This window comes from Pseudomonas sp. YeP6b, from assembly GCF_025642995.1.
GTDB lineage: Bacteria > Pseudomonadota > Gammaproteobacteria > Pseudomonadales > Pseudomonadaceae > Aquipseudomonas.
The window spans coordinates 4,556,188-4,580,264 of record NZ_CP080090.1; the positions used below are offsets into that span (position 1 = coordinate 4,556,188).

Consider the following 24,077-nt stretch of genomic DNA (forward strand, 5'->3'; position numbering starts at 1 on the left):
TCTGCACCTACGCCCTACCATTGATCTGATTAAACATCGCCCTCCCCCAGTCGTTCTCTAAAGCGACAGGCCGTGACACCCAGGTCATACACAACCTGTCGATATTCCATCGTGGTTTTCGGACAACCGAACGTAATACTGTCTTGTCGTTCGGAAAGCCGGACAGGCGTCTTTCCGATCAATCTGAAAAATCAACATAAATTGTTTTAAATCAACACGTTAAATTATATTTACAGACACAATCGGCTTGGTACAAATCCTGCTCTTTCTCAGCACCTCGGCGGCGTTCAGAACTGCCCGGGTGTTCTAGATGAACCGGCTACAGCACTCATCAAAAGCCAGAGAGAAAAATAATGAAATCTGCACTGAAGACCTTTGTTCCGGGCGCCCTCGCCCTCCTGCTGCTGTTCCCCGTTGCCGCCCAGGCAAAGGACGTTGAAACCAAGACCAAACTGTCCAATGTGGTGATTCTCGCCACCGGCGGCACAATTGCCGGGGCCGGCGCCAGCGCCGCCAACAGCGCTACCTACCAGGCGGCCAAAGTCGGCATCGAGCAGTTGATCGCCGGTGTTCCTGAGCTTAGCCAGATCGCCAATGTGCGCGGCGAGCAAGTGATGCAAATTGCTTCCGAAAGCATCAACAATGAAAACCTGCTGCAACTGGGTCGCCGTGTTGCTGAACTGGCCGACAACAAGGACGTGGACGGCATCGTCATCACCCACGGTACCGACACCCTGGAAGAAACCGCCTACTTCCTGAACTTGGTGGAAAAAACCGACAAGCCAATCGTGGTAGTCGGCTCGATGCGCCCAGGCACCGCGATGTCGGCAGACGGCATGCTCAACCTGTACAACGCCGTGGCCGTGGCCAGCAGCAAAGATGCACGCGGCAAGGGCGTGCTAGTCACCATGAACGACGAGATCCAATCGGGTCGCGACGTCAGCAAGATGATCAACATCAAGACCGAAGCGTTCAAGAGCCCATGGGGCCCACTGGGCATGGTGGTTGAAGGCAAATCCTACTGGTTCCGCCTGCCTGCCAAGCGCCACACCATGGATTCTGAATTCGACATCAAGACCATCAAGAGCCTGCCGGACGTGGAAATCGCCTACGGTTACGGCAACGTGAGTGACACCGCCGTCAAGGCCCTGGCCCAGGCCGGCGCCAAAGCCATCATCCATGCGGGTACCGGCAACGGTTCGGTGTCTTCCAAGGTAGTGCCTGCCCTGCAGGAACTGCGCAAGCAAGGCGTGCAGATCATTCGCTCTTCCCACGTGAATGCCGGCGGTTTCGTACTGCGCAATGCCGAACAGCCTGACGACAAGTACGACTGGGTGGCTGCCCATGACTTGAACCCGCAGAAAGCGCGGATTCTGGCGATGGTTGCCCTGACCAAGACCCAGGACAGCAAAGAGCTGCAACGGATGTTCTGGGAATATTGATTCCTGGTGACACCTGTAGGGGCGAGTTTACTCGCCTCTATCTCCCCACACCGCCCCGCTACAGCCGCCCTCGAATGTCTTGAATTTTAAGCAGTTGCGAAATTCCTCATAGTTAAATACTGTATACACATACAGAAAACTAAGGAATGCTCCGTGGCAAAGTCCTCTTCCGCAGCACCAACCCCACCTGATGCCTACGCAAGCCTGGCCGTTCGCGTGCAAAAAATCATCAATTCGACCAATGCCCAGAAAGCCAAGGCAGCGTTGATCTTCCGTTTGCCGGAGGAACCGGAAGAGGAATGGGCGCGCTTGCTGGAAGAAATTGCAGAGAACGACAACGTCACCCTCGCCTATCGGGACGACGGCGGCGTGCAAATTTTCTGGGTTGTGCCGAAGGAAGATTGATTCAATGAGTGCCCGCTTGACTGCTTTGTTTTGTTTGTTTTTTGCCATTAGCGCCAACGCCCAGGCGCCTCGAACCTTCAGCGAAGCCAAGAAAGTCGCCTGGAAGCTCTACGCCCCACAATCCACGGAGTTTTACTGCGGCTGCAAATACACCGGCAACCGGGTGAATTTGAAAGCCTGCGGTTACATCCCACGCAAAAATGCCAACCGCGCCGCACGTATCGAATGGGAGCATATCGTCCCGGCCTGGCAGATCGGGCACCAGCGCCAGTGCTGGCAGAACGGTGGGCGCAAAAACTGTACGCGCGTTGATGACGTGTTCAAGCGCGCCGAAGCGGACTTGCACAACTTGGTGCCGAGCATCGGTGAGGTTAATGGCGACCGTAACAACTTCAGTTTTGGCTGGCTGCCGGTTCAACGCGGTCAGTACGGCTCATGCCTGACCCAGGTGGACTTCAAGGCCAAGAAGGTCATGCCGCGCCCATCCATTCGCGGGATGATTGCCCGAACGTATTTCTACATGAGCAAACAATACGGCCTGCGCCTGTCCAAACAGGATCGCCAACTGTACGAGGCTTGGAACAAGACTTACCCGGTGCAAGCCTGGGAACGCCAGCGCAACCAAACGGTGGCTTGTGTAATGGGGCGTGGCAATGAGTTTGTCGGCGCAGTGAACCTGAAGGCCTGCGGCGTGTAGGTGCGAGCTTGCGCGCGAAAGACGTCAACGATAACGCGCGTATCTTGGATAAACGCGGCGGCTTTGAGCTTTTCGCGAGCAAGCTCGCTCCTACAATGGCCAGCCCCTACGTTACTGCGCAGTCTTGTGCTCGATAACCTGCGACTCGGTGTCGTTTTTCTTGGCGCGGGCCAGCTTTTCGGTCAATAGCGCCTGCTTGGCTTCGGCCTCGGCCTTGCTGGCGAACGGCCCCAGCAATACCTCATCCTTGCCGTCTACCTTCACGATGTAAAAATTGAACCCATGTTCCAGCAACCAGGCGGTCAGGTCAGTGAGTGCCTGCAGCTTGTGGTCCGGCGGCCCGACCCAAACGTCCCATTCCTGAGCGGCAATCGCACCGTTTTGTGGCTGGCTTTCAGTCACGGCAGGCTTGGCCTTGGGCGCTTCGACAGGTTTGCCTTCACCGCAACCAGCCAATGCCAACACCGCCATTGCCATCGCTACTTTACGCACTGCGCTGCTCCTTTAAGGATAAAGAGGCAACTTTATCATTCACTGTCTATTCTGGCCGTCATAAACGTTGGCTTAAACAATGCGAATGATGTATCGCAGACCTGTATGATGCCGGCATGGGAATTAATGTCGCCTCTATGCGTCCTAAAAGAGGCAGTCACAGGGAAGCGCTTAGCAGTAAGCTACACACATCCGACACCTGCCCTGTCTGAAACATGTGTCCTTAAAAGTAATCAAGGAGAAGTCCATGCTTATACTCACCCGCAAAGTCGGTGAAAGCATAAACATCGGTGATGACATTACGATCACCATCCTGGGCGTTAGCGGCCAGCAAGTACGAATCGGCATCAACGCACCCAAGGACGTTGCCGTGCATCGCGAGGAGATTTACCAGCGCATCCAGGCCGGCCTGACTGCACCGGACAAAAACCAGACGCCTTGAAGCGCCCTCAGTAGCCAGCCTTTTCGTTCACTGTAACGGCTGGCGAAGACCCTTTCGGCCTCTTAGCGCTTTCTTGCGCCCAGAGCCTCGTCTCTTCATCGTCAGTACAAGATGAAACCTTCTTCACTCCTGAAACTTGTGGCGGGCTGCACAGCCAAATCTTGTGACCCATTCTGCCGACATCTGAGCGCACTCAGGAGTACGTCGATGAGGCGCACCTCAATGCAACACTTTGTCACCCATTCCTGGATGATCGCACTGCTGATCGCGCTGGTTTTTGCAGGCCTGGAATATGGCTTGAGGTACGAGATTGAAGGTACAAGTGCCAGTGACGCTCCCCCCTGGCTGGACCTGACGCTGTTCTTGTGCGGCTACCTGTTTGTGTTCTGTTTAAAGCCAATACAGGTGACCATCCAACGCAAATTGTGCCAGCGAGCCGATCACCGCACACATCAAAAGTCTGTAGGCTGATGGGCGGTAACACGCTATCAAATCGCCGGTATTTACAGCCCCGTAGCAAGATCTGTGCTTGGGCTTGCACGATCAGTCATAGGCATTAAGCAGATGGATACCCTCAGCAAATCCGAGATCGAATCTGCACTGGCAGCCCGTCTGCCCAGCTACAAAATCACCTGTACGCTCCACGCCGACAGCACACTCTCGGCCATCCTGAGTGGCCCGCAGACCGACCATTTTGCGATTACCGGAATCGTGCGCGCGCATTATCACGGCGTCGAAGCGATTGCCCGGCTTGCCAATGAAATCCTCAGGGAGAGGGTGATGTCGCGCCAGGGAATGCGCAGCAACCGGCTGCAAACTTCACCTGATCACACCTCTTCGCAAGAAGGCAAAGACCGGTAACGGCTCGGCTTTTTCGTTTCAGCCCGCGACGTTCTGCAAACACAGCATGCCGTCACCATCGCGCAGGACCTGCACCTGCTCATACCCATTAATAGCAGCATGCTGTGTGACCATCGGCGTCAGGTGCGTCGAAGTCACCACCACTACCGTCGCTCCCGCCGCCTCCCCTGCTCGAATGCCCACCGGCGCATCCTCGAACACCAGGCAGTCCTGCACGGGTACGCCCAGACGCTGCGCGCCCAGCACATAGCAGGCCGGGTCCGGCTTGCCGCGCCCCACATCTTCGGCCGTGACCAGCACCGCCGGCGGGGAAATACCCGCAGCGTGCAGCCTGCGTAAGGCCAGCTCCTTGGGCGCAGAGGTCACCAACGCCCATTGATCGCCGGGCAAACGGTTTAAAAATTCGATGGCGCCGGGAAGCGCAACAACACCCTCGACATCATTCAACTCCGCCTCGGTGATCCACTGCGCTTCAGCCTCAGGATCGACGCCGGGAAGCGCTTGACGGGTAATGGTATCGATGGCCCGCGCACCATGAATAGTGCTCAAGAAGGCCACCACATCCAGGCCGTGGCGTTCAGCCCAGATGCTCCACACCCGCTCAGCAGCAGCGATAGAGTTGAGCAGGGTCCCATCCATATCGAACAGGAAGGCGCGGAAACGTTGGGTAAATACGGCTGGACCGGGACTGGACACTGCTTGGCTTCCTTTTAATCGGTAACAAATGCTGACCCCGATGCAATCTACGGCTCCCCTCCGTGCTTGTAAACGCTGAGCACGAATACCCATTCCAATCCATTACACGCTTGTAATGAAGCTGTAAGTCTTATCAGCACCCTCACTTCATACAGTGGAGTCCTCAGTCACCTACACCGGTTGACGCCGCTTCCCACTGATGAAAAGGGTCCAAGCCATGAAACCTGCCAGCAAACTCTGCCTGATCGCCGCCAGCCTGTTGATACTGGGCACCGGTACCGCCATGGCCAGCACGGTCTCGCCGGTCAAAGCCAACAACGTAGTGCTGGTCCACGGCTCCTGGGCTGACGGTTCAAGCTGGTCCGAGGTGATCACCCGGCTCCAGGCTGCCGGCCTGCACGTGACCGCCGTACAAAACCCGCTGACCTCGGTAGCCGATGACGTCGCCGCCACCCACCGCGTGCTGGACCAACAGGACGGCCCTACCGTGCTGGTCGGCCATTCCTACGCCGGTACCGTGGTCAGCGACGCCGGGGTCGACCCGAAGGTCAGCGCACTGGTGTACGTCGCCGCCCGCGCGCCGGACGCCAACGAAGACTTCGTCGCACTCTCCGCCCAATACCCGACCATGCCGGTGCGTGCCGGCGTGGAGGATCACAACGGCTACCTCACCCTGAACCAGGACGCCTTCCTCAAGTACTTCGCCGCCGACGTGCCGCGCGCCAAGGCGCTGGAGCTGTACGCCGTGCAACAACCGATCACCAAGACGTTGTTCAGCGGCCGCACCGTCAACGCCGCCTGGCACACCAAGCCGTCCTGGTACGCCGTGTCGAGCAACGACCAGACCATCAGCCCAGACCTGGAACGCTTCCTCGCCAAACGCATGAACGCCACCACCCTCGAGCTGCCGTCCAGCCACTTGTCGCTGGTGTCCCACGCCAAGGAAATCACCGACCTGATCCTCGAAGCGTCCGGTCGCCAACCTTAAATCCCTTCATTACGAACTTGTCATGATCCTGTTGGTTGGCTGTTTGGGGCGCCTGGTTACTGTGAACTCACTGCCAAGACCCGGCAGCCAACCCTTAAAGAGAGCTACTGCCATGAAACTGTTTACCTTAGGCTTTGCCGCTTTGCTTGCCAGCGGTTCCGCGTTTGCCGCCGACACAACCCCTGCCACGAGCGTGATCCACGACAAGACCGGTTTTTTCGTGCACCTGGACGTCGATAAAGTGCTGTCGAGCACCGACACCTACGGCCAATGCGGCATCGTCCCCGCCCGCCTCGACTACCTCGACCACCAAGGCCGTGAACATGTGCTGGACTACCAGGTACAGGGCACCGGTTGCGCCAGTGACAATTGATCGGGCTACACTTGCGCCACGCACAGCACCAGGGCATTTCCCATGAACATCCTCGTAGTCGAAGACGAACCCAAGGCCGGTAATTACTTACTCAACGGCCTGCAGGAACTGGGTTACTCCGTGAGCCTTGCCCGTGATGGCGTGGACGGGTTGCACCAGGCGCTGGAAACGCCATTCGACGTGATCGTGCTGGATGTAATGATGCCAAAAATGGACGGTTGGGAAGTGCTGCGCCGCCTGCGCAAAGAAGCCGACACGCCGGTGCTGTTCCTGACCGCCCGTGACGACATCGCCGACCGCATCAAAGGCCTGGAACTGGGCGCCGACGATTACTTGATCAAGCCGTTCTCCTTCGCCGAGCTGGTCGCGCGCTTGCGCACCCTGACCCGTCGCGGCCCGAGCCGCGAAGAAGAACACCTTCACATCGCCGACCTGCAAATCGACGTACTCAAACGTCGCGTCACCCGCGCCGGTACGCGCATCACCCTGACCAATAAGGAGTTCGCCCTGCTGCACCTGTTCGCCACCCATCAAGACCAAGTGCTGTCACGCTCGATGATTGCCTCGCGCGTCTGGGACATGAATTTCGACAGCGACACGAATGTGGTCGATGTCGCCGTGCGGCGCCTGCGCCTGAAAATCGATGACCCGTTCCAGCTCAAGTTGATCCACAGCGTGCGCGGCATTGGCTACCGCTTCGACACGCAGCCATGAACACTCGCCGCCACTATTCGCTGACCCTGCGCCTGGCGCTGATCTTCGCCCTGCTCGCCTTCGCCCTGCTGGCCACCCTGGGCGTGGCGCTGTACCGCGAGCTTGAGCGTGAACTGATCAAGCGTGACGACGCGGCGCTGATCTATCGCGCCGACCAGTTGCGCAACCTACTCAACGACAGCAACACCCTGGACCTGATCAAGACCAAGCCGGAGCTGTTCCAGAACATGCTGGGCAACAGCGAGTCGGTGCTAAGCATCGCGGCGCCCGGCCAGAAGCCATTGCTGCTGGTTAACCCAGGCAACATCGACATGCCGTCCGTGCCTCCTGTGCCAAAAGACCATGAACTGGGCTTTTCCGACGTGCACCATTTACCCGGCGTTAACGGCGTACCCTTCGCCACCGTGGCCGCCTCCATCGACTCGGGCGACCTTGGCAGCCTGCAGGTCACCACCGGGCGCTTGATGACCGAACGCACCGCGATGCTCGCCAACTATCGCTTGAGCGTGTTTGTCCTGGCCAGCATCGCAGCGGTCATCCTCGCCTTAGTCGGTTACCTGCTGGTGTACCGTGGGCTGCTGCCATTGCGGCGCCTGGCCACACACGCCCAAGGCATCGGCGTAGGCAACCTGGCCGAACGCCTCGACAGCCACGGCGCGCCGAAAGAGCTGCTGCCGATGATCGACTCGTTCAACACCATGCTCGAGCGGCTGGCCAAGGGTTTTGTGCAACTGGGCCAGGTGTCCACCGACATGGCTCACGAACTGCGCACGCCGATCAACAACCTGCTGGGCGAAACCCAAGTCGCCTTGCAGCAGAGCCGCACTATCGAGAGCTACCAGCAACTGCTGGCTTCCAACGTCGAAGAGCTCGAACGATTGGCGCGGATGCTCGACAACATGCTGTTCCTTGCCCGCACCGACCCGGCCAGCGCCCTGCGCCAGCGCCAGGAACTCAGTGCGGCGGATGAAGTGCAACGGATGACTGACTACTTCGACGGGTTGGCGAGCGATGTGGGTATCAGCATTCTCGCGCAGGGCGAAGGGTTGATCTGGGCCGAACCGATGCTGTTGCGCCGGGCGCTGGCAAACTTGTGTGCCAACGCCATCAAGTACGGCGCGCCGGGTTCGGAGCTGGTCATTCGAGCGACGCCCACTGCAGAAGGCATCAGCCTGAGCGTCAGCAACAGGGGCGAAACCATCCCCGCCGAGCATCTGCCCAGGTTGTTTGAGCGATTCTACCGGGTAGACGAATCACGGGAACGTTCAGCCCAGTCCAATGGGCTGGGGTTATCGATTGTTGCCACCATCATGCAATTGCATAACGGTCGTTACAGCGTCACCAGCCAGGCGGGGGTGACCTGTTTTGAGTTGTTTTTCCCGAGGCGGGAAGCCTGAAAGCCCCGACCAGAACCGTGTGTTATTTTGCAAAAAATTGTCGCTCACAATGAGCGTCGACTCCGACTATTCTTCTTTCCCAAGCGCTATCTCACATTTTGAACAGGTGTAATGCTTTGGAGAGAAAACACTATCAACTCGGTGGGACGAAAGCGCTGAACATCCCGGCTCAAGGTAGAGCCGGCGGAGGCAATGACGGAGGTTCAGGTATGGAAAAACGCTTGGGTTTATTGGAGAAGGGGCTGGCTGACATGAAAGAGAAGCTATTCGCCGTTTCAAGCAAAGCAGACTCGTTTGAAAAGCACTTCGCCACCCGAGCGGACCTGGCGACAACGGAGCTGAATCTGATCAAATGGTACGTGGCCACTGCGTTCGCAATGACGGGGCTGGCCTGCGCCATTACCTTTGGCCTGACCCGACTGTTGGCCAGCTAAGATCAGTTCGGCAGGTCAACTGACCTGCCCACCGGTTTGCAGAATATCGACCTGCGTGTCCCAGGCCGCCTGTACCGCAACACGTAAACCTTCAACCAACGTCACCAGCGCCATCGAAGGTTGCGCCGAAACCTCTTGCGGCGGGCTGGGTGGCACATGGATAAAACCACTGCGTATAGCCGTACCGGCAAGCGCATGCTGCAACAGGTAAAACACCTGATTACACACGAATGTCCCGGCCGTCTGCGACACCGATGCAGCAATGCCTGCCTCGCGCACCGCCTTGACCATCGCCTTGATCGGCAACGTAGTGAAGTAGGCCGCCGGCCCTCCGACTATCACCGCTGTGTCGATAGGTTGCGCCCCTAAATTGTCGGGGATGCGGGCATCGTTCACGTTGATCGCCACCCGCTCAATCGAAATATCACCACGCCCGGGCCCTAGCCCCGTGGCAATCACCATCACCGGGCGCAATTCGGCGATGAACTGCGTCAGGCAGTCTCCCGCCGTGGCAAATGCACAGGGCAGTCGACGCGCAACAATTTGCACATCCCCGCCTAATTGCACGCCATCCAACTGGCGCGCGGCCTCCCAGGAGGGGTTGATCAGGTCTTGATCAAAGGGCTCGAAGCCCGTCAACAACACAGTTTGCATCTTGGCCTCACATCAACAGATAGAGCAGGACAATATTGACCACCAGCATCATCAACGCAGTCGGCAGTTGAGCCTTGATGACCGCGTTCTTATCCGGCAACTCCAGCAACGCCGCCGGGACGATATTGAAGTTGGCGGCCATTGGCGTCATCAGCGTACCGCAGTAGCCGGAGAACATGCCGATCGCCGCCATCACCGCCGGGTTACCCCCATAGATACCTACCAGCACCGGCACACCGACTCCGCCGGTCATGACTGGGAAAGCCGCGAAACCATTACCCATAATCACGGTGAACAGCGCCATGCCCAGTACGTAAACCATCACCGCTACCAACTTGAAATCCAGGTTGATGTAGGTGGTGGTGACATGGGCGACAGCCGTGCCGACGCCGGCTTCATTGAACAACAACCCGAGCATTGCCAGCATTTGAGGCAACACCATGGCCCAGCCCAGGGCTTCAGTCAGACGTCGGGATTCGCGCAAGGCTTGCACAGGAGTGTCGCGGGTCAGCCAGCACGCCAGGCCCAGCGCGATCAGGCAACCGATGCCCAAGGATACAAACGTCGTGTTTTTGGGGTCCAGCAGCGGCACGCCGCCAATTTCAGTGTGCTTGAGCAGCACCGAACCAATCACCGTGGTCAGGGGAATCGCCAACGCCGGAATAAACAATTTGTGCCCCAGGCGGGCGGCACTCGCACGGGATGCTTTGTCATGCAGTTCGATATGCTTGCCACGGCCAACGCCACCCAGGCCCGCAATCAATGCCATCACTACCACGCCGGCACCAATCACCACCGATGGCAGGCGCTCACCGACCAAGAACGGGATGGCAAACAGCAACCAGAACAAGGCGGTGGACCAGCGTTTTGGATGGGTTCGGTCGAACAGAATCATGCCCGCGGTAATCAGCAACAAAACGCCGGCCAGCCAGTACAGGTATTGGATAGAGATGATCATTGCGCAGCCTCCACTGGGGCGGCAGCAGGTGTCATCTCACGGGTGAGCCTTCGATCAAATCGATGCAGGCGAATCGCATGGATGATAAACGCACAAATCGCCGTCGGGATGCCCCACACCGCAATGTGCAACGGCTCCACATCAATTCCCGAGCCCAACAGGAAGGTGTGCATCAGTGCAATCGCGCCAAAGGCGACAAAGATGTCTTCACCGAAAAACAGCCCGACGTTATCGGTCGCCGCACACATGGCCAGCACCTTGTGGCGCACCTTGTCCGGCAACTTGCCGTAGCGTTTTTCTGCTGCACCTTCGGCCATCGGCGCCAGCAGTGGCCGTACCATCTGCGGATGTCCGCCCAGGCTGGTCAGGCCCATGGCCGCCGTGGACTCGCGCACAAACAAGTAGATGATTAACAAACGCCCGACCGTGGCGCGCTCGAAGCGCGCAATCCAGTTCTGCGCATGCAAGCGCAGGCCATGGCGCTCCAGCAGGCCGATGACCGCCAGGGGCAATAACAGGATGAGTTGCAAGGCACGGGTCTGAAGGAAACCATCGCCCATGCTGGCGAGGATTTTTTCCAACGGAAAGTGCGCGGCGAGCCCGGTGACGATGGCAGCAGCGGTGACCACCAGCAGCGGATTGAAGCGCAAGACGAAGCCAACCACGATGACAAGCACGCCGATCAACGGCCATAGGTTCACAACAGTTTGCATGACGATGAGGTCCTTGAATGCGCGTTGCGGCGCCATTGCAGCAGGATGTGAACAAAGCGTTCACAGCATGAAAGTGGCGTGCAGCCCGGCGCGGTTTTTATTGTTGACCTTGAAGGTCGAGCGTCAGTGGCGGCAACTGTGCTGCTTGGGGGCGGGAGGTGTCCAACAAGAAAAATTGTTGCTGCAAACCAATAAATTTTGTGGATGAATGGCGCCAGGTGATCTGGCGCCGCACGGGATTCAGGCCAGGCGTTTTTGGAAAAAATACCGTTGGTGGCCCGGTGGGTAATCGGCAATGTGGCCAACCTCGCTGAAGCCCAGCTTTCGATAGAACCCCGGCGCCTGGAAGCTGAAGGTGTCCAGCCAGATCCCGACACATCCCCGCTGACGGGCCAGGTCTTCAGCGGCGCACATCAAACGCGTGCCGGTACCTTGTGTGCGCATCTGGTCGGGGATGCTCAAGAGCTCAATGAACAGCCACCCGTGGGAAATCTTCCCGTAGAGGCCACCGACCACTTCCTGGGTGGCGGGGTCGCGCAAGAAAATCCCGACCGTTTCAAACGCCATGTCGCCGGTATGGCTGAGGTTATAGGCCCTCAGCGGTTTGAGGATGGCCTCACGCTCCTCTGCCGTGACGTCGAACGACACCTCCATTGCCAATTCCATTGCAAGCTCCCTGGGTTGAATTCAGTTGCACGCCAGTATGCCCAATCCGACGCTGGCAATGCAGGCACGGTGATTGGAACGTGCGAGCCCAGGACTGACCCGGATTGGCTTCGCCGATGAGCCCAAAGCCCGCACGAGCGAGGCGTCGGCGCTGTTCAGCATGGCGTTCCAACAGGTCATGGGCTTGAGCGTGTCGATTGCGGCGCTGTTGTTGCGCGCGTCCATCGCGATGAACGGGCATGAGATACAGGCTGGCGCCGGGGATTTTCGGGTGGCGTTCGTCGGCGTGGCGCTGGCTGGGATACTGGGGTTGATTGACGTGTATCGCTTGCCGACGCAGGCCGGGGACAGTGTGCTCAATCGCGTTAAATCGGCTCATTCGTGACGAATCCTGTTACGGACCTATACTCAATAGAGCCACTGCGCGTTTCTGCGCATCGAGCACGGCACTAATGCCGATGAAGAATTGCCGACAATGAGGTAGCCACTATGTACGCCGGACAAATGTATATGGCGACAACGAATGGTGAGATACGCTGCCAGATGGTGGTGCAAATCATCTGCCTGTTATCGGTGGCTACGCTGTTCTGTTGAGCAAATCCCCCGCGTTAAAGCGAGCCGTAAAGCGGCTTGGCGAAGCTTTGCTTGAGTTCCAGACAACAAAAAAGGGCCCACCTTTCGGTGAGCCCTTCTAGACCGCCCAGCAGAGCGGATTTTGTTTGGTAGGCGCGATTGGACTCGAACCAACGACCCCCACCATGTCAAGGTGGTGCTCTAACCAACTGAGCTACGTGCCTGCTGTGAGGCGGCATTCTACGGAATTGTGGAGGGGTGTCAACATCTTTTTTGCAGCTAACCCTATGAATATGCGAATTATTTATTTGCCGGGGGTACGCCCGTCGTTTTCGGGTGGCTGGCAGGCAATTTTCAACTCAGGTAGGATCTGGGCACTCGTAAAAAATATAAAACAGAGGTTCCAGGATGGCGAACACCCCCTACCCCCAGTCGTATTACGCCGCGTCCGCGAATGCGGTTCCACCGCGCCCGGTACTGCAAGGCGAAGTCGAAACCGATGTGTGCGTGATCGGTGCCGGCTACACCGGTCTTTCCAGCGCGCTGTTTCTGCTGGAGAACGGTTTTCGCGTCACGGTGCTGGAAGCCGCCAAGGTGGGGTTTGGCGCGTCGGGCCGTAACGGTGGGCAAATCGTCAACAGCTACAGCCGTGACATTGATGTGATCGAACGCAGCGTTGGCCCAAAGCAGGCACAGTTGCTAGGGCAAATGGCGTTTGAGGGCAGCAAAATCATTCGTGAGCGTGTGGCCAAGTATCAGATCCAGTGCGACTTGAAGGACGGCGGCGTGTTCGCCGCCCTCAACAGCAAGCACATGGGCCATCTGGAGTCGCAGCAGCGCCTGTGGGAACGCTACGGCCATACGCAGCTTGAGTTGCTGGATGAACGCCGTATTCGTGAAGTTGTAGCGTGTGACAACTATGTCGGCGGCCTGCTGGACATGAGTGGCGGGCACATTCATCCGCTCAACCTGGCACTGGGTGAAGCGGCGGCTGTGGAGTCCCTGGGCGGCACGATCTACGAGCAATCGGCCGCCATACGCATCGAGCGCGGCGCCAACCCGGTGGTGCACACCGCCGAAGGCAAAGTCAGGGCCAAGTTCATCATCGTCGCGGGCAACGCCTACCTGGGCAACCTGGTACCGGAGCTGGCGGCCAAATCTATGCCTTGTGGCACCCAGGTCATCACCACAGCACCGCTGGGCGATGAGCTGGCCAAGACGTTGCTGCCGCAGGATTATTGCGTCGAAGACTGCAACTACCTGCTCGACTACTATCGCCTCACCAGCGACAAGCGCCTGATCTTTGGCGGCGGCGTGGTGTATGGCGCGCGTGACCCGGCCAATATCGAAGCGATCATCCGCCCGAAGATGCTCAAGGCCTTCCCGCAGCTCAAGGATGTGAAAATCGATTACGCCTGGACCGGTAATTTCCTGCTAACCCTGTCGCGCCTGCCGCAGGTCGGTCGACTGGGCGACAACATCTATTACTCACAGGGCTGCAGCGGCCATGGCGTAACGTACACGCACTTGGCAGGCAAGGTACTGGCGGAAGCGCTGAGAGGCCAGGCAGAGCGTTTTGATGCGTTTGCCGACCTGCCGCACTACCCGTTCCCAGGTGGGCAACTGTTGCGCACGCCGTTCGCAGCGCTAGGCGCGTGGTATTACGGTTTGCGGGATAAATTAGGATTTTAAAACCTGTAGGAGTCGGCTTGCCGGCGATGGCGATCTTGAAGACGCCATCGCCGGCAAGCCGACTCCCACAGTTCTCATTATCAAATCGCAGACACAAAAAACCCCGGTCTCTCGACCAGGGTCTTTGCTATCGGATCAAAGTCAGCCAGTGGCTTTCTTTGTGCTTCAAGGCGTTCAGTGGGCCTTGATGCAGATATGGCGCAGCGGACGGGACTCGAACCCGCGACCCCCGGCGTGACAGGCCGGTATTCTAACCGACTGAACTACCGCTGCGTATCGCTTGACCAGTTGAGCGTAAACCCTCAACGGTCTTTAAACATCTGATCGATCAGCCTTGGCTGTTCAATCTCAAGCTCGACATGTCGAACCTGGAAATATGGCGCAGCGGACGGGACTCGAACCCGCGACCCCCGGCGTGACAGGCCGGTATTCTAACCGACTGAACTACCGCTGCGCGTCGGTGCAACCTTAACGTTGCGTCTTACCCTAAGGCAAAACTCTCAAGAAGTGGTGGGTGATGACGGGATCGAACCGCCGACCCTCTGCTTGTAAGGCAGATGCTCTCCCAGCTGAGCTAATCACCCTTTGCTTCGTTGAGGCCGCGAAATTTACGCAGGTAGCAGACCTAAGTCAATAGCCTGCTTGAAGTTTTTCTGAAAAAGACAAAATAGCTTCAAGGCGGCTACCCGCCCTACTCGGTGTAAATCATCTTCTTGCTCATGCCGCCGTCCACCACGAACTCTTGCCCGGTGACAAACCCCGCCTGGCGCGACAGCAACCACGCCACCATCGCCGCCACGTCCTCAACCGTGCCCACCCTGCCCGCGGGATGCTGGGCATGGTCGGCATCGGTCAAAGGCTCGGCACGCCGCGCCGCCGGATCACGCGCATCGATCCAGCCAGGGCTCACAGCGTTGACACGCACCTCGGGCCCCAGACTCATGGCCAACGCGTGCGTCAAGGCCAGCAGGCCGCCCTTGCTCGCTGCATAGGCCTCGGTGTCGGGCTCCGACTGACGCGCCCGGGTCGACGCCAGGTTGACGATGGCACCGCCGTGGGCACGCAGGTACGGCGCGCAGTGCTTGGCCAGCAGCATCGGCCCACTGAGGTTCACCGCCAGTACGCGGTTCCAATACGCCAGGTCGAGGCTTTCCAGGGTGATATTGCGCGGGTCGGCTACCGCCGCGTTGCACACCAGCGCGTCGAGGCGCCCAAACTGCCCCAACACTTCGGCAACGCCCTGGGCGACTTGTTTTTCGTCGGCCACGTCCATGGTGATAAACCAGGCGTTGTCACCTAGCACCTTGGACACCTTGGAGCCGCGCTCGCGGTCCAGGTCGGTCAACACCACCTGCCAGCCTTCGCTGATCAACCACGCGGCAATGCCCAGGCCAATGCCCCGCGCCGCGCCCGTCACCAGTGCGACACGGCCGTTACCAGCCGCTGCAGCTTCCATGGACCACTCGATCACAAGGCAGCCAGCCCGCGGGCCAGATCAGCCTGCAAGTCAGCCACATCTTCCAGGCCCACCGCGATGCGGATCAGGCTGTCACGAATGCCGGCTGCCTCGCGCTCTTGCGGGGCCAGGCGACCATGGGAGGTGGTGCTTGGGTGCGTAATGGTGGTCTTGCTATCACCCAGGTTGGCGGTGATGGAGATCAAGCGTGTCGCATCGATAAAGCGCCAGGCGCCCTCTTTGCCACCCTTCACTTCGAAGCTGACCACGGCGCCGAAACCACGCTGCTGGCGCTGGGCCAATTCGTGTTGCGGGTGGCTCTTGAGGCCTGCGTAGTGGACCTTCTCGATACCGTCCTGCTGCTCCAGCCACTCGGCCAGGGCCTGGGCATTGGCGCAATGGGCCTTCATGCGCAGGCTGAGGGTTTCCAGGCCTTTGAGGAAGATCCAGGCATTGAACGGGCTCAAAGTCGGGCCGGCGGTGCGCAAGAAGCCCACCACTTCTTTCATCTGCTCACTGCGGCCAGCAACTACACCGCCCATGCAACGGCCCTGGCCATCGATGAACTTGGTGGCCGAGTGCACAACAATGTCCGCACCCAGCTTCAACGGCTGCTGCAACGCAGGCGTGCAGAAGCAGTTGTCGACCACCAGCATCGCGCCCTTGGCGTGCGCCACTTCGGACAATGCGGCGATATCCACCAGCTCGGCCAACGGGTTGGACGGCGACTCGACAAACAGCAATTTAGTGTTGGCCTTGATCGCCGCATCCCAACCGGACAGGTCCGCCAGGGGCACGTAATCCACTTCGATGCCAAAACGCTTGAAGTACTTCTCGAACAGGCTGATGGTCGAACCGAACACGCTGCGCGACACCAGCACATGGTCGCCAGCGCTGCACAGGCTCATCACCACAGCCAGGATGGCAGCCATGCCGGTCGCCGTGGCCACCGCCTGCTCAGCGCCCTCCAGAGCCGCGATACGCTCCTCGAACGCACGCACGGTCGGGTTGGTGTAGCGCGAATACACGTTACCCGGCACTTCACCGGCAAAACGCGCGGCGGCGTCGGCGGCGGTGCGGAACACGTAGCTGGAGGTGAAGAACATCGGGTCACCGTGCTCACCTTCCGGGGTGCGGTGCTGGCCAGCGCGCACAGCCAGGGTATCGAAAGCTACGCCATCGAGGTCGCTGTCCAAGCGACCGGCATCCCATTCCTGACTCATGCTGCGACTCCTTACTCAATTCTTTATTTAAGATACAAAACCGGCCCCTCAGGGCCGGTGTTTACTCAGTTGTTGTACAGATCGATAATCGCGCTGACCGCCTGGGTCTTGATCTTCGACGAGTCGTTACGCGCCTGCTCGATCTTGTTCAGGTAAGCCTCATCGACATCACCGGTCACGTACTTGCCATCGAACACGGCGCAGTCGAACTGCTCGATCTTGATCTTGCCACCACCGACCGCTTCGATCAGGTCCGACAGGTCCTGATAGATCAGCCAGTCGGCGCCAATCAGGTCAGCCACGTCCTGGGTCGAACGGTTATGGGCGATCAGTTCGTGGGCGCTCGGCATGTCGATACCGTACACGTTCGGGTAGCGCACGGCAGGTGCAGCAGAACAGAAGTACACGTTCTTGGCGCCGGCTTCGCGGGCCATCTGGATGATCTGCTTGCAGGTGGTGCCGCGTACGATGGAATCGTCCACCAGCATCACGTTCTTGCCGCGGAATTCCAGTTCGATGGCGTTGAGCTTCTGGCGTACCGACTTCTTGCGCGCAGCCTGGCCGGGCATGATAAAGGTGCGGCCGATGTAGCGGTTCTTGACGAAGCCTTCGCGGAACTTGACGCCCAAGTGGTTGGCCAGTTCCAACGCAGCGGTACGGCTGGTGTCCGGGATCGGGATCACCACGTCGATATCGTGCTCAGGACGCTCGCGCAGGATCTTCTCGGCCAGCTTCTCGCCCATGCGCAGGCGCGCCTTGTACACCGAAACGCCGTCGATGATCGAATCCGGACGCGCCAGGTAGACGTGTTCGAAGATGCACGGGGTTAGTTTTGGTGCCACAGCGCATTGACGAGTGTGCAACTTGCCGTCTTCGGTGATGTAGACCGCTTCGCCCGGCGCGAGGTCGCGGATCAGGGTGAAGCCCAGCACGTCGAGGGACACGCTTTCGGAGGCGATCATGTATTCGACGCCTTCGTCGGTGTGACGCTGGCCGAACACGATCGGGCGGATGCCGTGCGGATCGCGGAAACCGACGATGCCGTAACCGGTGACCATGGCCACAACCGCGTAACCACCGACGCAACGGTTGTGCACGTCAGTCACGGCAGCGAACACGTCTTCTTCGGTCGGCTGCAGCTTGCCGCGCTGGGCCAGCTCGTGGGCGAACACGTTGAGCAGCACTTCCGAGTCGGAGCTGGTGTTGACGTGGCGCAGGTCAGATTCGTAAATCTCCTTGGCCAGCTGTTCAACGTTGGTCAGGTTACCGTTGTGCGCCAGGGTAATGCCGTAAGGCGAGTTGACGTAAAACGGTTGAGCTTCGGCCGAGGTCGAGCTACCAGCAGTCGGGTAACGCACATGGCCAATGCCCATGTGCCCGACGAGGCGCTGCATGTGACGCTGATGGAACACGTCACGCACCAGACCATTGTCCTTGCGCAGGAATAACCGGCCGTCGTGGCTGGTCACAATACCGGCAGCGTCCTGGCCGCGGTGCTGGAGGACGGTTAGCGCGTCATACAGCGCCTGATTGACGTTCGACTTACCGACGATACCGACGATGCCACACATGCGACGCAACCCCTACTTAATGAATCTTGACTGAACACAGCTTACTGAGGCGTTTTGGCCGGTAAGAGGTGTTCCTTGAACGGAAGATCAGCGGGTACGCTGATTCCGCTGGCCAGCCACTGACTGCTCCACCCCAAAATGAGGTTCTTGGACCAATCTGCAACCAATAGAAATTTTGGCACGAGTACCGACTCCTGCCACCACGAATCCTGCTGTACCGGCCCCAGGCTCAACAGCCCAACCGCCACAACCACCAGCAATGCGCCACGCGCGGCGCCGAAGGCCATGCCGAGAAATCGATCGGTCCCTGAGAGGCCGGTGACACGTATCAACTCGCCAATAAGATAATTGACCATTGCCCCCACCAGCAGCGTGGCGATGAACATGATGGCGCAGCCCGCGATGACGCGAGCCGAAGGTGTCTCGATGTAACCGGCCAGGTAAACCGACAGTGAACCACCGAACATCCAGGCTACGACTCCTGCGATGATCCAGGTCAGCAACGACAGTGCTTCTTTTACGAAGCCGCGGCTTAGACTGATCAATGCGGAGATGGCGACGATTGCAACGATCGCCCAATCAACCCAGGTAAATGGCACAGTGCAGCCTACGTACGGATAAGGCGGCGCATTTTAGCAGAGCGCCGGGCTATCGGTAAGCTGTGATTGCGGGTGCTTTGCAAATCAATGGGTTGTGTAGAGCGAACGCGCTTTCAAGACCACCAAAAAACAATGTGGGAGCTGGCTTGCCTGCGACGAGGCAGGCGCACCCAACATCGCTGTTGACTGAGCCACCGCTATCGCAGGCAAGCCAGCTCCCACATTCGGCCTGCATTCCAATCAGAAGCTGGCAGTTATTCAGCCGCGCTCAGGCTGGAAACGCACCACAAAACCATTCAGATTCTGCTGGCGACCCAGCAAGTCCCGCAGGCGGTCCGCCTCGGCACGCTCGATCAACGGCCCGATAAACACCCGGTTTTTGCCATCAGCACTGCGGATATAGGCGTTGTAGCCCTGAGTACGCAGTTTTTTCTGCAAGGCTTCGGCGCTATCACGATTGGCCAGGCTGGCGAGCTGGATCGACCAACTGATCGGCAAGCCATTCGGGTCGATGCGGCTTTGGCCCACATCCGGCTTACCCGGCGCGGCAGGTTGCGGCGCCACCGGTTTGGGCGCAGGGGCTGGCGCGGCCGGCTTGGCAGCGACGACGGGGGCGGCTGGGGCAGGCGCCGGCTTGACCACCGGAACACTCGGCTGCACCGGCATGGTCGGCGCCTGCTGCGCAGCCACCTCCTCATCGCTCGGCACAGGCTCTTCAGGCAATGCTTGCGGATCGGGCACCACCACCGGCTCAACCTGAACCTGAGGCACCGTCGGTGCCTGGGGCGTAGCCGGAGCCTCAACCACTACCTGGCGCTGTTCGTCCTGGCGGGAAAACAGCATCGGCAGGAAAATCACCGCCAATGCCACCAACACCAGGGCTCCAACCATTCGCTGCTTGTACGCGCTATCCAGTAATGCCATGTGCAGCTTCCTCCGTGGAGCGCCGGGCCAACCACTCTAGCGCCTCGGCAACACAATAAAATGATCCGAACAACAGAATCTCGTCCTCGGCCGTGGCCACCGCGCACTGCGCTTCAAGCGCAGCGGTGACGCTTGCATACGACGCCACCGACGCACCAAGGTTCTGCAAAGCCACTTCCAACTCAGCAGCCGGGCGACTGCGCGGCGTATCCAGCGGCGCGACCGCCCAAGCCTGGACATTGCCCAACAACGGCGCAACTACGCCGCCCAAGTCTTTATCCACCAACACCCCGAACACCGCCAGGCGACGACCGACCGGCGGCGTGCGTGACAGGCGTTGCGCCAAGTACTCAGCGGCGTGGGGGTTATGCCCCACATCCAGCAACAGGTTCAGGCGCTTGCCTTCCCACTCGAAGGTGCGACGATCCAGTCGCCCAACTACACGGGTTGCCAGCAATGTGGCAGCAATCTGCTCGGCATGCCAAGGCAGATCCAGCAGCAGGTAGGCTTGCAGCGCGAGCGCGGCGTTTTCCATCGGTAGGTTCAGCAGCGGCAGATCGCGTAATTCGACCACTTGGCCACGCGCGTCATGCCCACGCCATTGCCAATGCTGAGCGCCGATCTCGAGATTGAATTCGCGGCCGCGCAGGTAAAACGGGCAACCCAGCTCGCGCACCTTGTCGAGCAAGGGCTGCGGCGGGTCCAGGTCACCACACAGCGCAGGCTTGCCCTGGCGCAAGATCCCGGCCTTTTCAAAGGCCACCGACTCACGGGTATTGCCCAGGTAGTCGGCATGGTCAACACCAATGCTGGTGACCAGCGCCAGGTCGGCATCCACCACGTTGACCGTGTCCAGCCGCCCACCCAAGCCGACCTCCAGGACGACCACGTCCAATTGCGCACGCTCGAACAGCCAGAACGCCGCCAGGGTGCCCATTTCGAAGTAAGTCAGGGAAATCTCACCCCGCCCGGCATCCAGTGCGGCAAAGGCTTCGCAGAGCTGCTCGTCAGTGGCTTCGACGCCATTGAGCTGCACCCGCTCGTTATAACGCAGCAGGTGCGGGGAATTGTAGACGCCGACTTTCAGCCCTTGGGCTTGCAGCAGCGCAGCGACAAAGGCGCAGGTAGAGCCTTTGCCGTTGGTGCCGGTCACCGTGATCACACGCGGCGCCGGCCGGCCCAACCCAAGGCGGGCCGCTACCTGTTGCGAGCGCTCCAGGCCCATGTCGATGGCTGACGGATGCAACTGCTCAAGGTAGGCGAGCCATTCGCCCAGGGTACGTTGGGTCATAGGTTTGCAGGCACCGGCGGCACAACAATCGGTTCGATTTTAGGCGCGACGTACACAGGTGTCGGCAGGCCCATCATTTGCGCCAGCAGGTTACCCAGGCGTGGACGCAGCTCGCCACGGGCGATGATCATGTCGATGGCGCCGTGCTCCAGCAGGAACTCGCTGCGCTGGAAACCTTCGGGCAGTTTTTCGCGAACGGTCTGCTCGATCACGCGCGGGCCGGCAAAGCCGATCAGGGCTTTAGGTTCGCCGACGATCACATCACCCAGCATCGCCAGGCTGGCGGAAACACCACCGTAGACCGGGTCGGTCAGCACGGAGATGAACGGGATGCCTTCTTCACGCAGACGCGCCAGCACCGCGGAGGTCTTGGCCATTTGCATCAGAGAGATCAGCGCTTCCTGCATACGCGCGCCACCGGAGGCGGCGAAGCAGATCATCGGGCAACGGTTTTCCAGGGCGTAATTGGCGGCACGTACGAAACGCTCACCAACGATGGCACCCATGGAGCCGCCCATAAAGGAAAATTCAAATGCGGAAACCACCACCGGCATGCCCAGCAACTTGCCGCTGACGGAAATCAGCGCGTCTTTCTCACCGGTCTGCTTCTGCGCAGCGGTCAGGCGGTCCTTGTACTTCTTGCCGTCGCGGAACTTGAGACGGTCAACCGGCTCCAGCTCAGCACCCAACTCGGCACGGCCAACGGCGTCGAGGAAGATGTCGATGCGGGCGCGGGCGCCGATACGCATGTGGTGGTTGCACTTGGGGCAAACATCCAGAGTCTTTTCCAGCTCCGGGCGGTACAGCACCGCGTCGCAGGAGGGGCACTTATGCCACAGACCTTCAGGAACCGAGCTTTTCTTCACCTCGGAACGCATGATCGAAGGGATCAGTTTGTCTACTAACCAGTTGCTCATGCTTTCTTTCTCCAGTACCGGTGGCTTGAACACAGCCCCGCGTATGCCCTTGAGCTAAATTCATATGTGGCGATGACACAGACTGGACGGGGTCAGACGCTCGACCGGCCATTTCCTGCCTGTACCCTCAGCCTTCCAGACAACCTGCCAGCGCAGGGTTGCCACTTCATGTCCGGGCCTCCCGCAGGCGGCGCCGGTGCTGTTTTACACAGTGGTAGTTATGGACGGCGGCAGACTGCCAGCCGTCACATCGCGCCACTGCTGTTGCGCACGGCTTGCATGAACGCGCGAATCTTGTGGTGATCCTTGATGCCTTTGCCCTGCTCTACCCCACCGCTGACATCCACGGCATACGGCCGGACCCGCTCAATGGCCGCCCCGACATTCGCGGGGTTGAGCCCACCGGCCAGGATGATCGGCTTGCTCAGGCCTTCGGGTATCAACGACCAGTCAAACGCCTCACCCGTACCACCGGGCACACCTTCGACATAAGTGTCCAACAAGATTGCGCGAGCGCCAGTATAGGCAGCACATGCGGCAGCGATGTCATCCCCGGACTTGACGCGCAACGCCTTAATATACGGGCGCTGGTAGCTTTCACATTCGTCAGGGCTTTCGTCGCCGTGAAACTGCAGCATGTCGAGCTGCACGGCATCCAGGGTTTCGTTGAGTTCGCAACGGCTGGCGTTGACGAACAAGCCCACGGTGGTCACGAACGGCGGCAGCGCGGCGATGATCGCCCGCGCCTGCAACACGTTCACAGCCCGCGGGCTCTTGGCATAAAACACCAAACCAATGGCGTCCGCCCCCGCCTCGACAGCCGCCAGCGCGTCTTCTATGCGGGTAATCCCGCAAATCTTGCTGCGAACGGCTGCCATATCGTAGAAACCTCAGGGGTTGAACCGAGAAAGTCCCGGATGGTAACAAAAGCTTTTCCGGGCGTCAGCCGCCAAGTTCGCTGAAACCTGTGAGGAAGTGTGGCCCGATGAAACGATCGGGCAATTCGAACTCGTCGCGGTACTCCACATCCACCAGATAAAGGCCGAACGGGTGCGCGGTCACCCCGCCGGTACGACGAACACGGCTTTCCAACACTTCCTTCGCCCACTCCACCGGGCGCTCGCCGGTGCCGATGGTCATCAACACGCCGGCAATGTTGCGCACCATATGGTGCAGGAAGGCGCCGGCACGAATATCCAGCACGATCATCTTGCCGTGACGGGTCACGCGCAGGTGATGCACTTCCTTGATCGGCGACTTGGCCTGACACTGGCCGGCACGGAACGCACTGAAATCATGCACGCCGACCAAATGCTGCGCGGCCTCGGCCATGCGCTCGGCGTCCAGCGGGCGGTGATTCCAGGTAATTTCTTGATTGAGGTGCGCCGGGCGGATCTGATCGTTGTAGATCACATAGCGGTAGCGCCGGGCGATGGCCTTGAAGCGCGCATGAAAATCCGCAGGCATGACCTTGGCCCAGGTGACGCTGACGTCATGCGGCAAATTGATATTTGCGCCCATCACCCACGCCTTCATCGTGCGCTCGGCCTGGGTATCGAAGTGCACCACTTGGCCGCAGGCGTGCACACCGGCGTCGGTACGCCCGGCACACATCAGCGACACCGGCGAATCGGCGACCTTCGATAACGCGTTTTCGAGGGTTTCCTGCACCGTCAGCACACCAGAGGCCTGGCGCTGCCAGCCGCGATAGCGCGAGCCTTTGTATTCCACGCCCAGGGCGATGCGATTAAAGCCTGCGGCTGCCATTTCGGCGGCCGCGTTATCTATATTTGCCAAGAACTGAGAGCCCGATGAGTTGCGCAAAGGCGGCCATTATAAAGGCGGAGCAGATATGAGGGGCGCTTTTGTTGCAAGCCATGCGAAGGCCTGATGTGTGGG

The 24,077-nt window shown here is 59.4% G+C and carries 28 protein-coding genes and 4 tRNA genes; 13 read left to right on the forward strand and 19 right to left on the reverse strand.

Features of this window, described 5'->3' with window-relative positions; genetic code table 11:
* The first annotated feature begins 353 nt into the window (after positions 1 to 353).
* The 3 genes from KZH41_RS20415 to KZH41_RS20425 all read left to right on the forward strand — a co-directional run bounded on the left by KZH41_RS20415 (position 354) and on the right by KZH41_RS20425 (position 2,544).
* Entirely contained in the window at positions 354 to 1,442 is a 1,089-nt protein-coding gene (locus KZH41_RS20415) for an asparaginase (protein WP_094952240.1), read from the forward strand.
* Between the two features lie 153 nt (positions 1,443 to 1,595).
* Positions 1,596 to 1,847 carry a DUF1654 domain-containing protein gene (locus KZH41_RS20420; protein ID WP_094952241.1) on the forward strand — a complete coding sequence of 84 codons (252 nt, stop codon included), beginning with the start codon at positions 1,596 to 1,598 and terminating at the stop codon, positions 1,845 to 1,847.
* A 4-nt stretch (positions 1,848 to 1,851) separates the two neighbouring features.
* Positions 1,852 to 2,544 (forward strand): endonuclease, encoded by a 693-nt coding sequence (locus KZH41_RS20425; protein ID WP_094952242.1) that lies wholly within the window; start codon positions 1,852 to 1,854, stop codon positions 2,542 to 2,544.
* A gap of 111 nt (positions 2,545 to 2,655) precedes the next feature.
* Here the strand turns inward: KZH41_RS20425 and KZH41_RS20430 are convergent, their stop codons facing one another.
* Positions 2,656 to 3,021, reverse strand: a complete 366-nt coding sequence (locus KZH41_RS20430; protein ID WP_263275124.1) for an SPOR domain-containing protein — start codon at positions 3,019 to 3,021, stop codon at positions 2,656 to 2,658.
* Between the two features lie 262 nt (positions 3,022 to 3,283).
* On the opposite strand from KZH41_RS20430, the gene csrA reads away from it, so the two are divergent.
* The 3 genes from csrA to KZH41_RS20445 all read left to right on the forward strand — a co-directional run bounded on the left by csrA (position 3,284) and on the right by KZH41_RS20445 (position 4,339).
* Entirely contained in the window at positions 3,284 to 3,478 is a 195-nt protein-coding gene (csrA, locus tag KZH41_RS20435) for a carbon storage regulator CsrA (RefSeq protein WP_003192511.1), read from the forward strand.
* 207 nt (positions 3,479 to 3,685) lie between these two features.
* Positions 3,686 to 3,949, forward strand: coding sequence for a hypothetical protein (locus tag KZH41_RS20440; RefSeq protein WP_094952244.1), 264 nt, complete (start codon positions 3,686 to 3,688; stop codon positions 3,947 to 3,949).
* 93 nt (positions 3,950 to 4,042) lie between these two features.
* On the forward strand, positions 4,043 to 4,339 hold the full coding sequence (locus tag KZH41_RS20445; RefSeq protein ID WP_263273594.1) for a hypothetical protein: 297 nt from the start codon (positions 4,043 to 4,045) through the stop codon (positions 4,337 to 4,339).
* 18 nt (positions 4,340 to 4,357) lie between these two features.
* Here KZH41_RS20445 and KZH41_RS20450 read toward each other — a convergent pair whose 3' ends face one another.
* Complete coding sequence (locus KZH41_RS20450) at positions 4,358 to 5,035, reverse strand: HAD family hydrolase (protein ID WP_242151082.1); 678 nt, start codon at positions 5,033 to 5,035, stop codon at positions 4,358 to 4,360.
* Between the two features lie 217 nt (positions 5,036 to 5,252).
* Between KZH41_RS20450 and KZH41_RS20455 the strand changes: the two genes are divergently transcribed.
* From KZH41_RS20455 to KZH41_RS20475, 5 genes are all read left to right on the forward strand, one after another.
* Positions 5,253 to 6,023 (forward strand): alpha/beta fold hydrolase, encoded by a 771-nt coding sequence (locus KZH41_RS20455; protein ID WP_094952247.1) that lies wholly within the window; start codon positions 5,253 to 5,255, stop codon positions 6,021 to 6,023.
* Between the two features lie 112 nt (positions 6,024 to 6,135).
* Complete coding sequence (locus tag KZH41_RS20460) at positions 6,136 to 6,396, forward strand: DUF2790 domain-containing protein (RefSeq protein WP_094952248.1); 261 nt, start codon at positions 6,136 to 6,138, stop codon at positions 6,394 to 6,396.
* Between the two features lie 42 nt (positions 6,397 to 6,438).
* Positions 6,439 to 7,110: a heavy metal response regulator transcription factor gene (locus tag KZH41_RS20465; RefSeq protein ID WP_094952249.1), complete on the forward strand. Its 672-nt coding sequence runs from the start codon at positions 6,439 to 6,441 to the stop codon at positions 7,108 to 7,110.
* Positions 7,107 to 8,507 carry a heavy metal sensor histidine kinase gene (locus KZH41_RS20470; RefSeq protein ID WP_094952250.1) on the forward strand — a complete coding sequence of 467 codons (1,401 nt, stop codon included), beginning with the start codon at positions 7,107 to 7,109 and terminating at the stop codon, positions 8,505 to 8,507. Before KZH41_RS20465 ends, KZH41_RS20470 begins: the two co-directional genes overlap by 4 nt.
* Before the next feature lie 209 nt (positions 8,508 to 8,716).
* Positions 8,717 to 8,941, forward strand: a complete 225-nt coding sequence (locus KZH41_RS20475) for a hypothetical protein (protein ID WP_094952251.1) — start codon at positions 8,717 to 8,719, stop codon at positions 8,939 to 8,941.
* A 15-nt stretch (positions 8,942 to 8,956) separates the two neighbouring features.
* On the opposite strand, the gene pcp is transcribed toward KZH41_RS20475, so the two are convergent.
* From pcp to KZH41_RS20495, 4 genes are all read right to left on the reverse strand, one after another.
* Positions 8,957 to 9,595, reverse strand: coding sequence for a pyroglutamyl-peptidase I (gene pcp, locus KZH41_RS20480; protein ID WP_094952252.1), 639 nt, complete (start codon positions 9,593 to 9,595; stop codon positions 8,957 to 8,959).
* Between the two features lie 7 nt (positions 9,596 to 9,602).
* Entirely contained in the window at positions 9,603 to 10,553 is a 951-nt protein-coding gene (locus tag KZH41_RS20485) for a DUF979 domain-containing protein (protein ID WP_094952253.1), read from the reverse strand.
* Positions 10,550 to 11,266 (reverse strand): DUF969 domain-containing protein, encoded by a 717-nt coding sequence (locus KZH41_RS20490; RefSeq protein ID WP_094952256.1) that lies wholly within the window; start codon positions 11,264 to 11,266, stop codon positions 10,550 to 10,552. The genes KZH41_RS20485 and KZH41_RS20490 overlap by 4 nt, the downstream gene beginning before the upstream one ends.
* Before the next feature lie 240 nt (positions 11,267 to 11,506).
* Complete coding sequence (locus KZH41_RS20495) at positions 11,507 to 11,932, reverse strand: GNAT family N-acetyltransferase (RefSeq protein WP_242151091.1); 426 nt, start codon at positions 11,930 to 11,932, stop codon at positions 11,507 to 11,509.
* Positions 11,933 to 12,005: 73 nt separating this feature from the next.
* Here KZH41_RS20495 and KZH41_RS20500 point away from each other — a divergent pair, with 73 nt between their 5' ends.
* Entirely contained in the window at positions 12,006 to 12,317 is a 312-nt protein-coding gene (locus KZH41_RS20500; RefSeq protein WP_242151095.1) for a hypothetical protein, read from the forward strand.
* 335 nt (positions 12,318 to 12,652) lie between these two features.
* Here the strand turns inward: KZH41_RS20500 and KZH41_RS20505 are convergent.
* Positions 12,653 to 12,729: transfer RNA gene (locus KZH41_RS20505), tRNA-Val, on the reverse strand.
* Positions 12,730 to 12,913: 184 nt separating this feature from the next.
* Between KZH41_RS20505 and KZH41_RS20510 the strand changes: the two genes are divergently transcribed.
* The gene (locus KZH41_RS20510; protein WP_094953093.1) at positions 12,914 to 14,197 is read left to right on the forward strand and encodes an NAD(P)/FAD-dependent oxidoreductase; all 1,284 of its coding nucleotides are present in this window, start codon (positions 12,914 to 12,916) and stop codon (positions 14,195 to 14,197) included.
* 196 nt (positions 14,198 to 14,393) lie between these two features.
* Here the strand turns inward: KZH41_RS20510 and KZH41_RS20515 are convergent.
* The 12 genes from KZH41_RS20515 to truA form a co-directional block, all read right to left on the reverse strand.
* Positions 14,394 to 14,470 (reverse strand) — tRNA-Asp (locus tag KZH41_RS20515).
* Positions 14,471 to 14,574: 104 nt separating this feature from the next.
* A tRNA-Asp gene (locus KZH41_RS20520) sits at positions 14,575 to 14,651 on the reverse strand.
* A 54-nt stretch (positions 14,652 to 14,705) separates the two neighbouring features.
* Positions 14,706 to 14,781, reverse strand: a tRNA-Val gene (locus tag KZH41_RS20525).
* 107 nt (positions 14,782 to 14,888) lie between these two features.
* Positions 14,889 to 15,653, reverse strand: a complete 765-nt coding sequence (locus tag KZH41_RS20530; protein WP_242151246.1) for an SDR family oxidoreductase — start codon at positions 15,651 to 15,653, stop codon at positions 14,889 to 14,891.
* 11 nt (positions 15,654 to 15,664) lie between these two features.
* Positions 15,665 to 16,876: an O-succinylhomoserine sulfhydrylase gene (locus KZH41_RS20535; RefSeq protein ID WP_010566994.1), complete on the reverse strand. Its 1,212-nt coding sequence runs from the start codon at positions 16,874 to 16,876 to the stop codon at positions 15,665 to 15,667.
* Positions 16,877 to 16,941: 65 nt separating this feature from the next.
* On the reverse strand, positions 16,942 to 18,447 hold the full coding sequence (gene purF / locus KZH41_RS20540; protein WP_094953096.1) for an amidophosphoribosyltransferase: 1,506 nt from the start codon (positions 18,445 to 18,447) through the stop codon (positions 16,942 to 16,944).
* 41 nt (positions 18,448 to 18,488) lie between these two features.
* Positions 18,489 to 19,046 carry a CvpA family protein gene (locus KZH41_RS20545; RefSeq protein ID WP_003192538.1) on the reverse strand — a complete coding sequence of 186 codons (558 nt, stop codon included), beginning with the start codon at positions 19,044 to 19,046 and terminating at the stop codon, positions 18,489 to 18,491.
* 258 nt (positions 19,047 to 19,304) lie between these two features.
* Positions 19,305 to 19,970: an SPOR domain-containing protein gene (locus KZH41_RS20550; RefSeq protein WP_094953097.1), complete on the reverse strand. Its 666-nt coding sequence runs from the start codon at positions 19,968 to 19,970 to the stop codon at positions 19,305 to 19,307.
* Entirely contained in the window at positions 19,954 to 21,261 is a 1,308-nt protein-coding gene (gene folC / locus KZH41_RS20555; RefSeq protein WP_263273595.1) for a bifunctional tetrahydrofolate synthase/dihydrofolate synthase, read from the reverse strand. Before folC ends, KZH41_RS20550 begins: the two co-directional genes overlap by 17 nt.
* The gene (accD, locus tag KZH41_RS20560; protein ID WP_263273596.1) at positions 21,258 to 22,178 is read right to left on the reverse strand and encodes an acetyl-CoA carboxylase, carboxyltransferase subunit beta; all 921 of its coding nucleotides are present in this window, start codon (positions 22,176 to 22,178) and stop codon (positions 21,258 to 21,260) included. The genes folC and accD overlap by 4 nt, the downstream gene beginning before the upstream one ends.
* Positions 22,179 to 22,423: 245 nt before the next feature.
* Positions 22,424 to 23,056: a phosphoribosylanthranilate isomerase gene (locus KZH41_RS20565; protein ID WP_263273597.1), complete on the reverse strand. Its 633-nt coding sequence runs from the start codon at positions 23,054 to 23,056 to the stop codon at positions 22,424 to 22,426.
* 64 nt (positions 23,057 to 23,120) lie between these two features.
* Positions 23,121 to 23,945 carry a tRNA pseudouridine(38-40) synthase TruA gene (truA, locus tag KZH41_RS20570; protein ID WP_094953101.1) on the reverse strand — a complete coding sequence of 275 codons (825 nt, stop codon included), beginning with the start codon at positions 23,943 to 23,945 and terminating at the stop codon, positions 23,121 to 23,123.
* Positions 23,946 to 24,077: the final 132 nt, after the last annotated feature.

Excerpts from the sequence above, each read along its gene's own strand:
- KZH41_RS20415 (WP_094952240.1), top strand. The coding sequence starts at position 354 with ATGAAATCTGCACTGAAGACCTTTGTTCCGGGCGCCCTCGCCCTCCTG.
- KZH41_RS20425 (WP_094952242.1), top strand. The coding sequence starts at position 1,852 with ATGAGTGCCCGCTTGACTGCTTTGTTTTGTTTGTTTTTTGCCATTAGC.
- KZH41_RS20430 (WP_263275124.1), bottom strand. The coding sequence starts at position 3,021 with ATGGCAATGGCGGTGTTGGCATTGGCTGGTTGCGGTGAAGGCAAACCT.
- csrA (WP_003192511.1), top strand. The coding sequence starts at position 3,284 with ATGCTTATACTCACCCGCAAAGTCGGTGAAAGCATAAACATCGGTGAT.
- KZH41_RS20440 (WP_094952244.1), top strand. The coding sequence starts at position 3,686 with ATGAGGCGCACCTCAATGCAACACTTTGTCACCCATTCCTGGATGATC.
- KZH41_RS20445 (WP_263273594.1), top strand. The coding sequence starts at position 4,043 with ATGGATACCCTCAGCAAATCCGAGATCGAATCTGCACTGGCAGCCCGT.
- KZH41_RS20455 (WP_094952247.1), top strand. The coding sequence starts at position 5,253 with ATGAAACCTGCCAGCAAACTCTGCCTGATCGCCGCCAGCCTGTTGATA.
- KZH41_RS20460 (WP_094952248.1), top strand. The coding sequence starts at position 6,136 with ATGAAACTGTTTACCTTAGGCTTTGCCGCTTTGCTTGCCAGCGGTTCC.
- KZH41_RS20465 (WP_094952249.1), top strand. The coding sequence starts at position 6,439 with ATGAACATCCTCGTAGTCGAAGACGAACCCAAGGCCGGTAATTACTTA.
- KZH41_RS20470 (WP_094952250.1), top strand. The coding sequence starts at position 7,107 with ATGAACACTCGCCGCCACTATTCGCTGACCCTGCGCCTGGCGCTGATC.
- KZH41_RS20475 (WP_094952251.1), top strand. The coding sequence starts at position 8,717 with ATGGAAAAACGCTTGGGTTTATTGGAGAAGGGGCTGGCTGACATGAAA.
- pcp (WP_094952252.1), bottom strand. The coding sequence starts at position 9,595 with ATGCAAACTGTGTTGTTGACGGGCTTCGAGCCCTTTGATCAAGACCTG.
- KZH41_RS20485 (WP_094952253.1), bottom strand. The coding sequence starts at position 10,553 with ATGATCATCTCTATCCAATACCTGTACTGGCTGGCCGGCGTTTTGTTG.
- KZH41_RS20490 (WP_094952256.1), bottom strand. The coding sequence starts at position 11,266 with ATGCAAACTGTTGTGAACCTATGGCCGTTGATCGGCGTGCTTGTCATC.
- KZH41_RS20495 (WP_242151091.1), bottom strand. The coding sequence starts at position 11,932 with ATGGAATTGGCAATGGAGGTGTCGTTCGACGTCACGGCAGAGGAGCGT.
- KZH41_RS20510 (WP_094953093.1), top strand. The coding sequence starts at position 12,914 with ATGGCGAACACCCCCTACCCCCAGTCGTATTACGCCGCGTCCGCGAAT.
- KZH41_RS20530 (WP_242151246.1), bottom strand. The coding sequence starts at position 15,653 with ATGGAAGCTGCAGCGGCTGGTAACGGCCGTGTCGCACTGGTGACGGGC.
- KZH41_RS20535 (WP_010566994.1), bottom strand. The coding sequence starts at position 16,876 with ATGAGTCAGGAATGGGATGCCGGTCGCTTGGACAGCGACCTCGATGGC.
- purF (WP_094953096.1), bottom strand. The coding sequence starts at position 18,447 with ATGTGTGGCATCGTCGGTATCGTCGGTAAGTCGAACGTCAATCAGGCG.
- KZH41_RS20550 (WP_094953097.1), bottom strand. The coding sequence starts at position 19,970 with ATGGCATTACTGGATAGCGCGTACAAGCAGCGAATGGTTGGAGCCCTG.
- folC (WP_263273595.1), bottom strand. The coding sequence starts at position 21,261 with ATGACCCAACGTACCCTGGGCGAATGGCTCGCCTACCTTGAGCAGTTG.
- accD (WP_263273596.1), bottom strand. The coding sequence starts at position 22,178 with ATGAGCAACTGGTTAGTAGACAAACTGATCCCTTCGATCATGCGTTCC.
- KZH41_RS20565 (WP_263273597.1), bottom strand. The coding sequence starts at position 23,056 with ATGGCAGCCGTTCGCAGCAAGATTTGCGGGATTACCCGCATAGAAGAC.
- truA (WP_094953101.1), bottom strand. The coding sequence starts at position 23,945 with ATGGCAGCCGCAGGCTTTAATCGCATCGCCCTGGGCGTGGAATACAAA.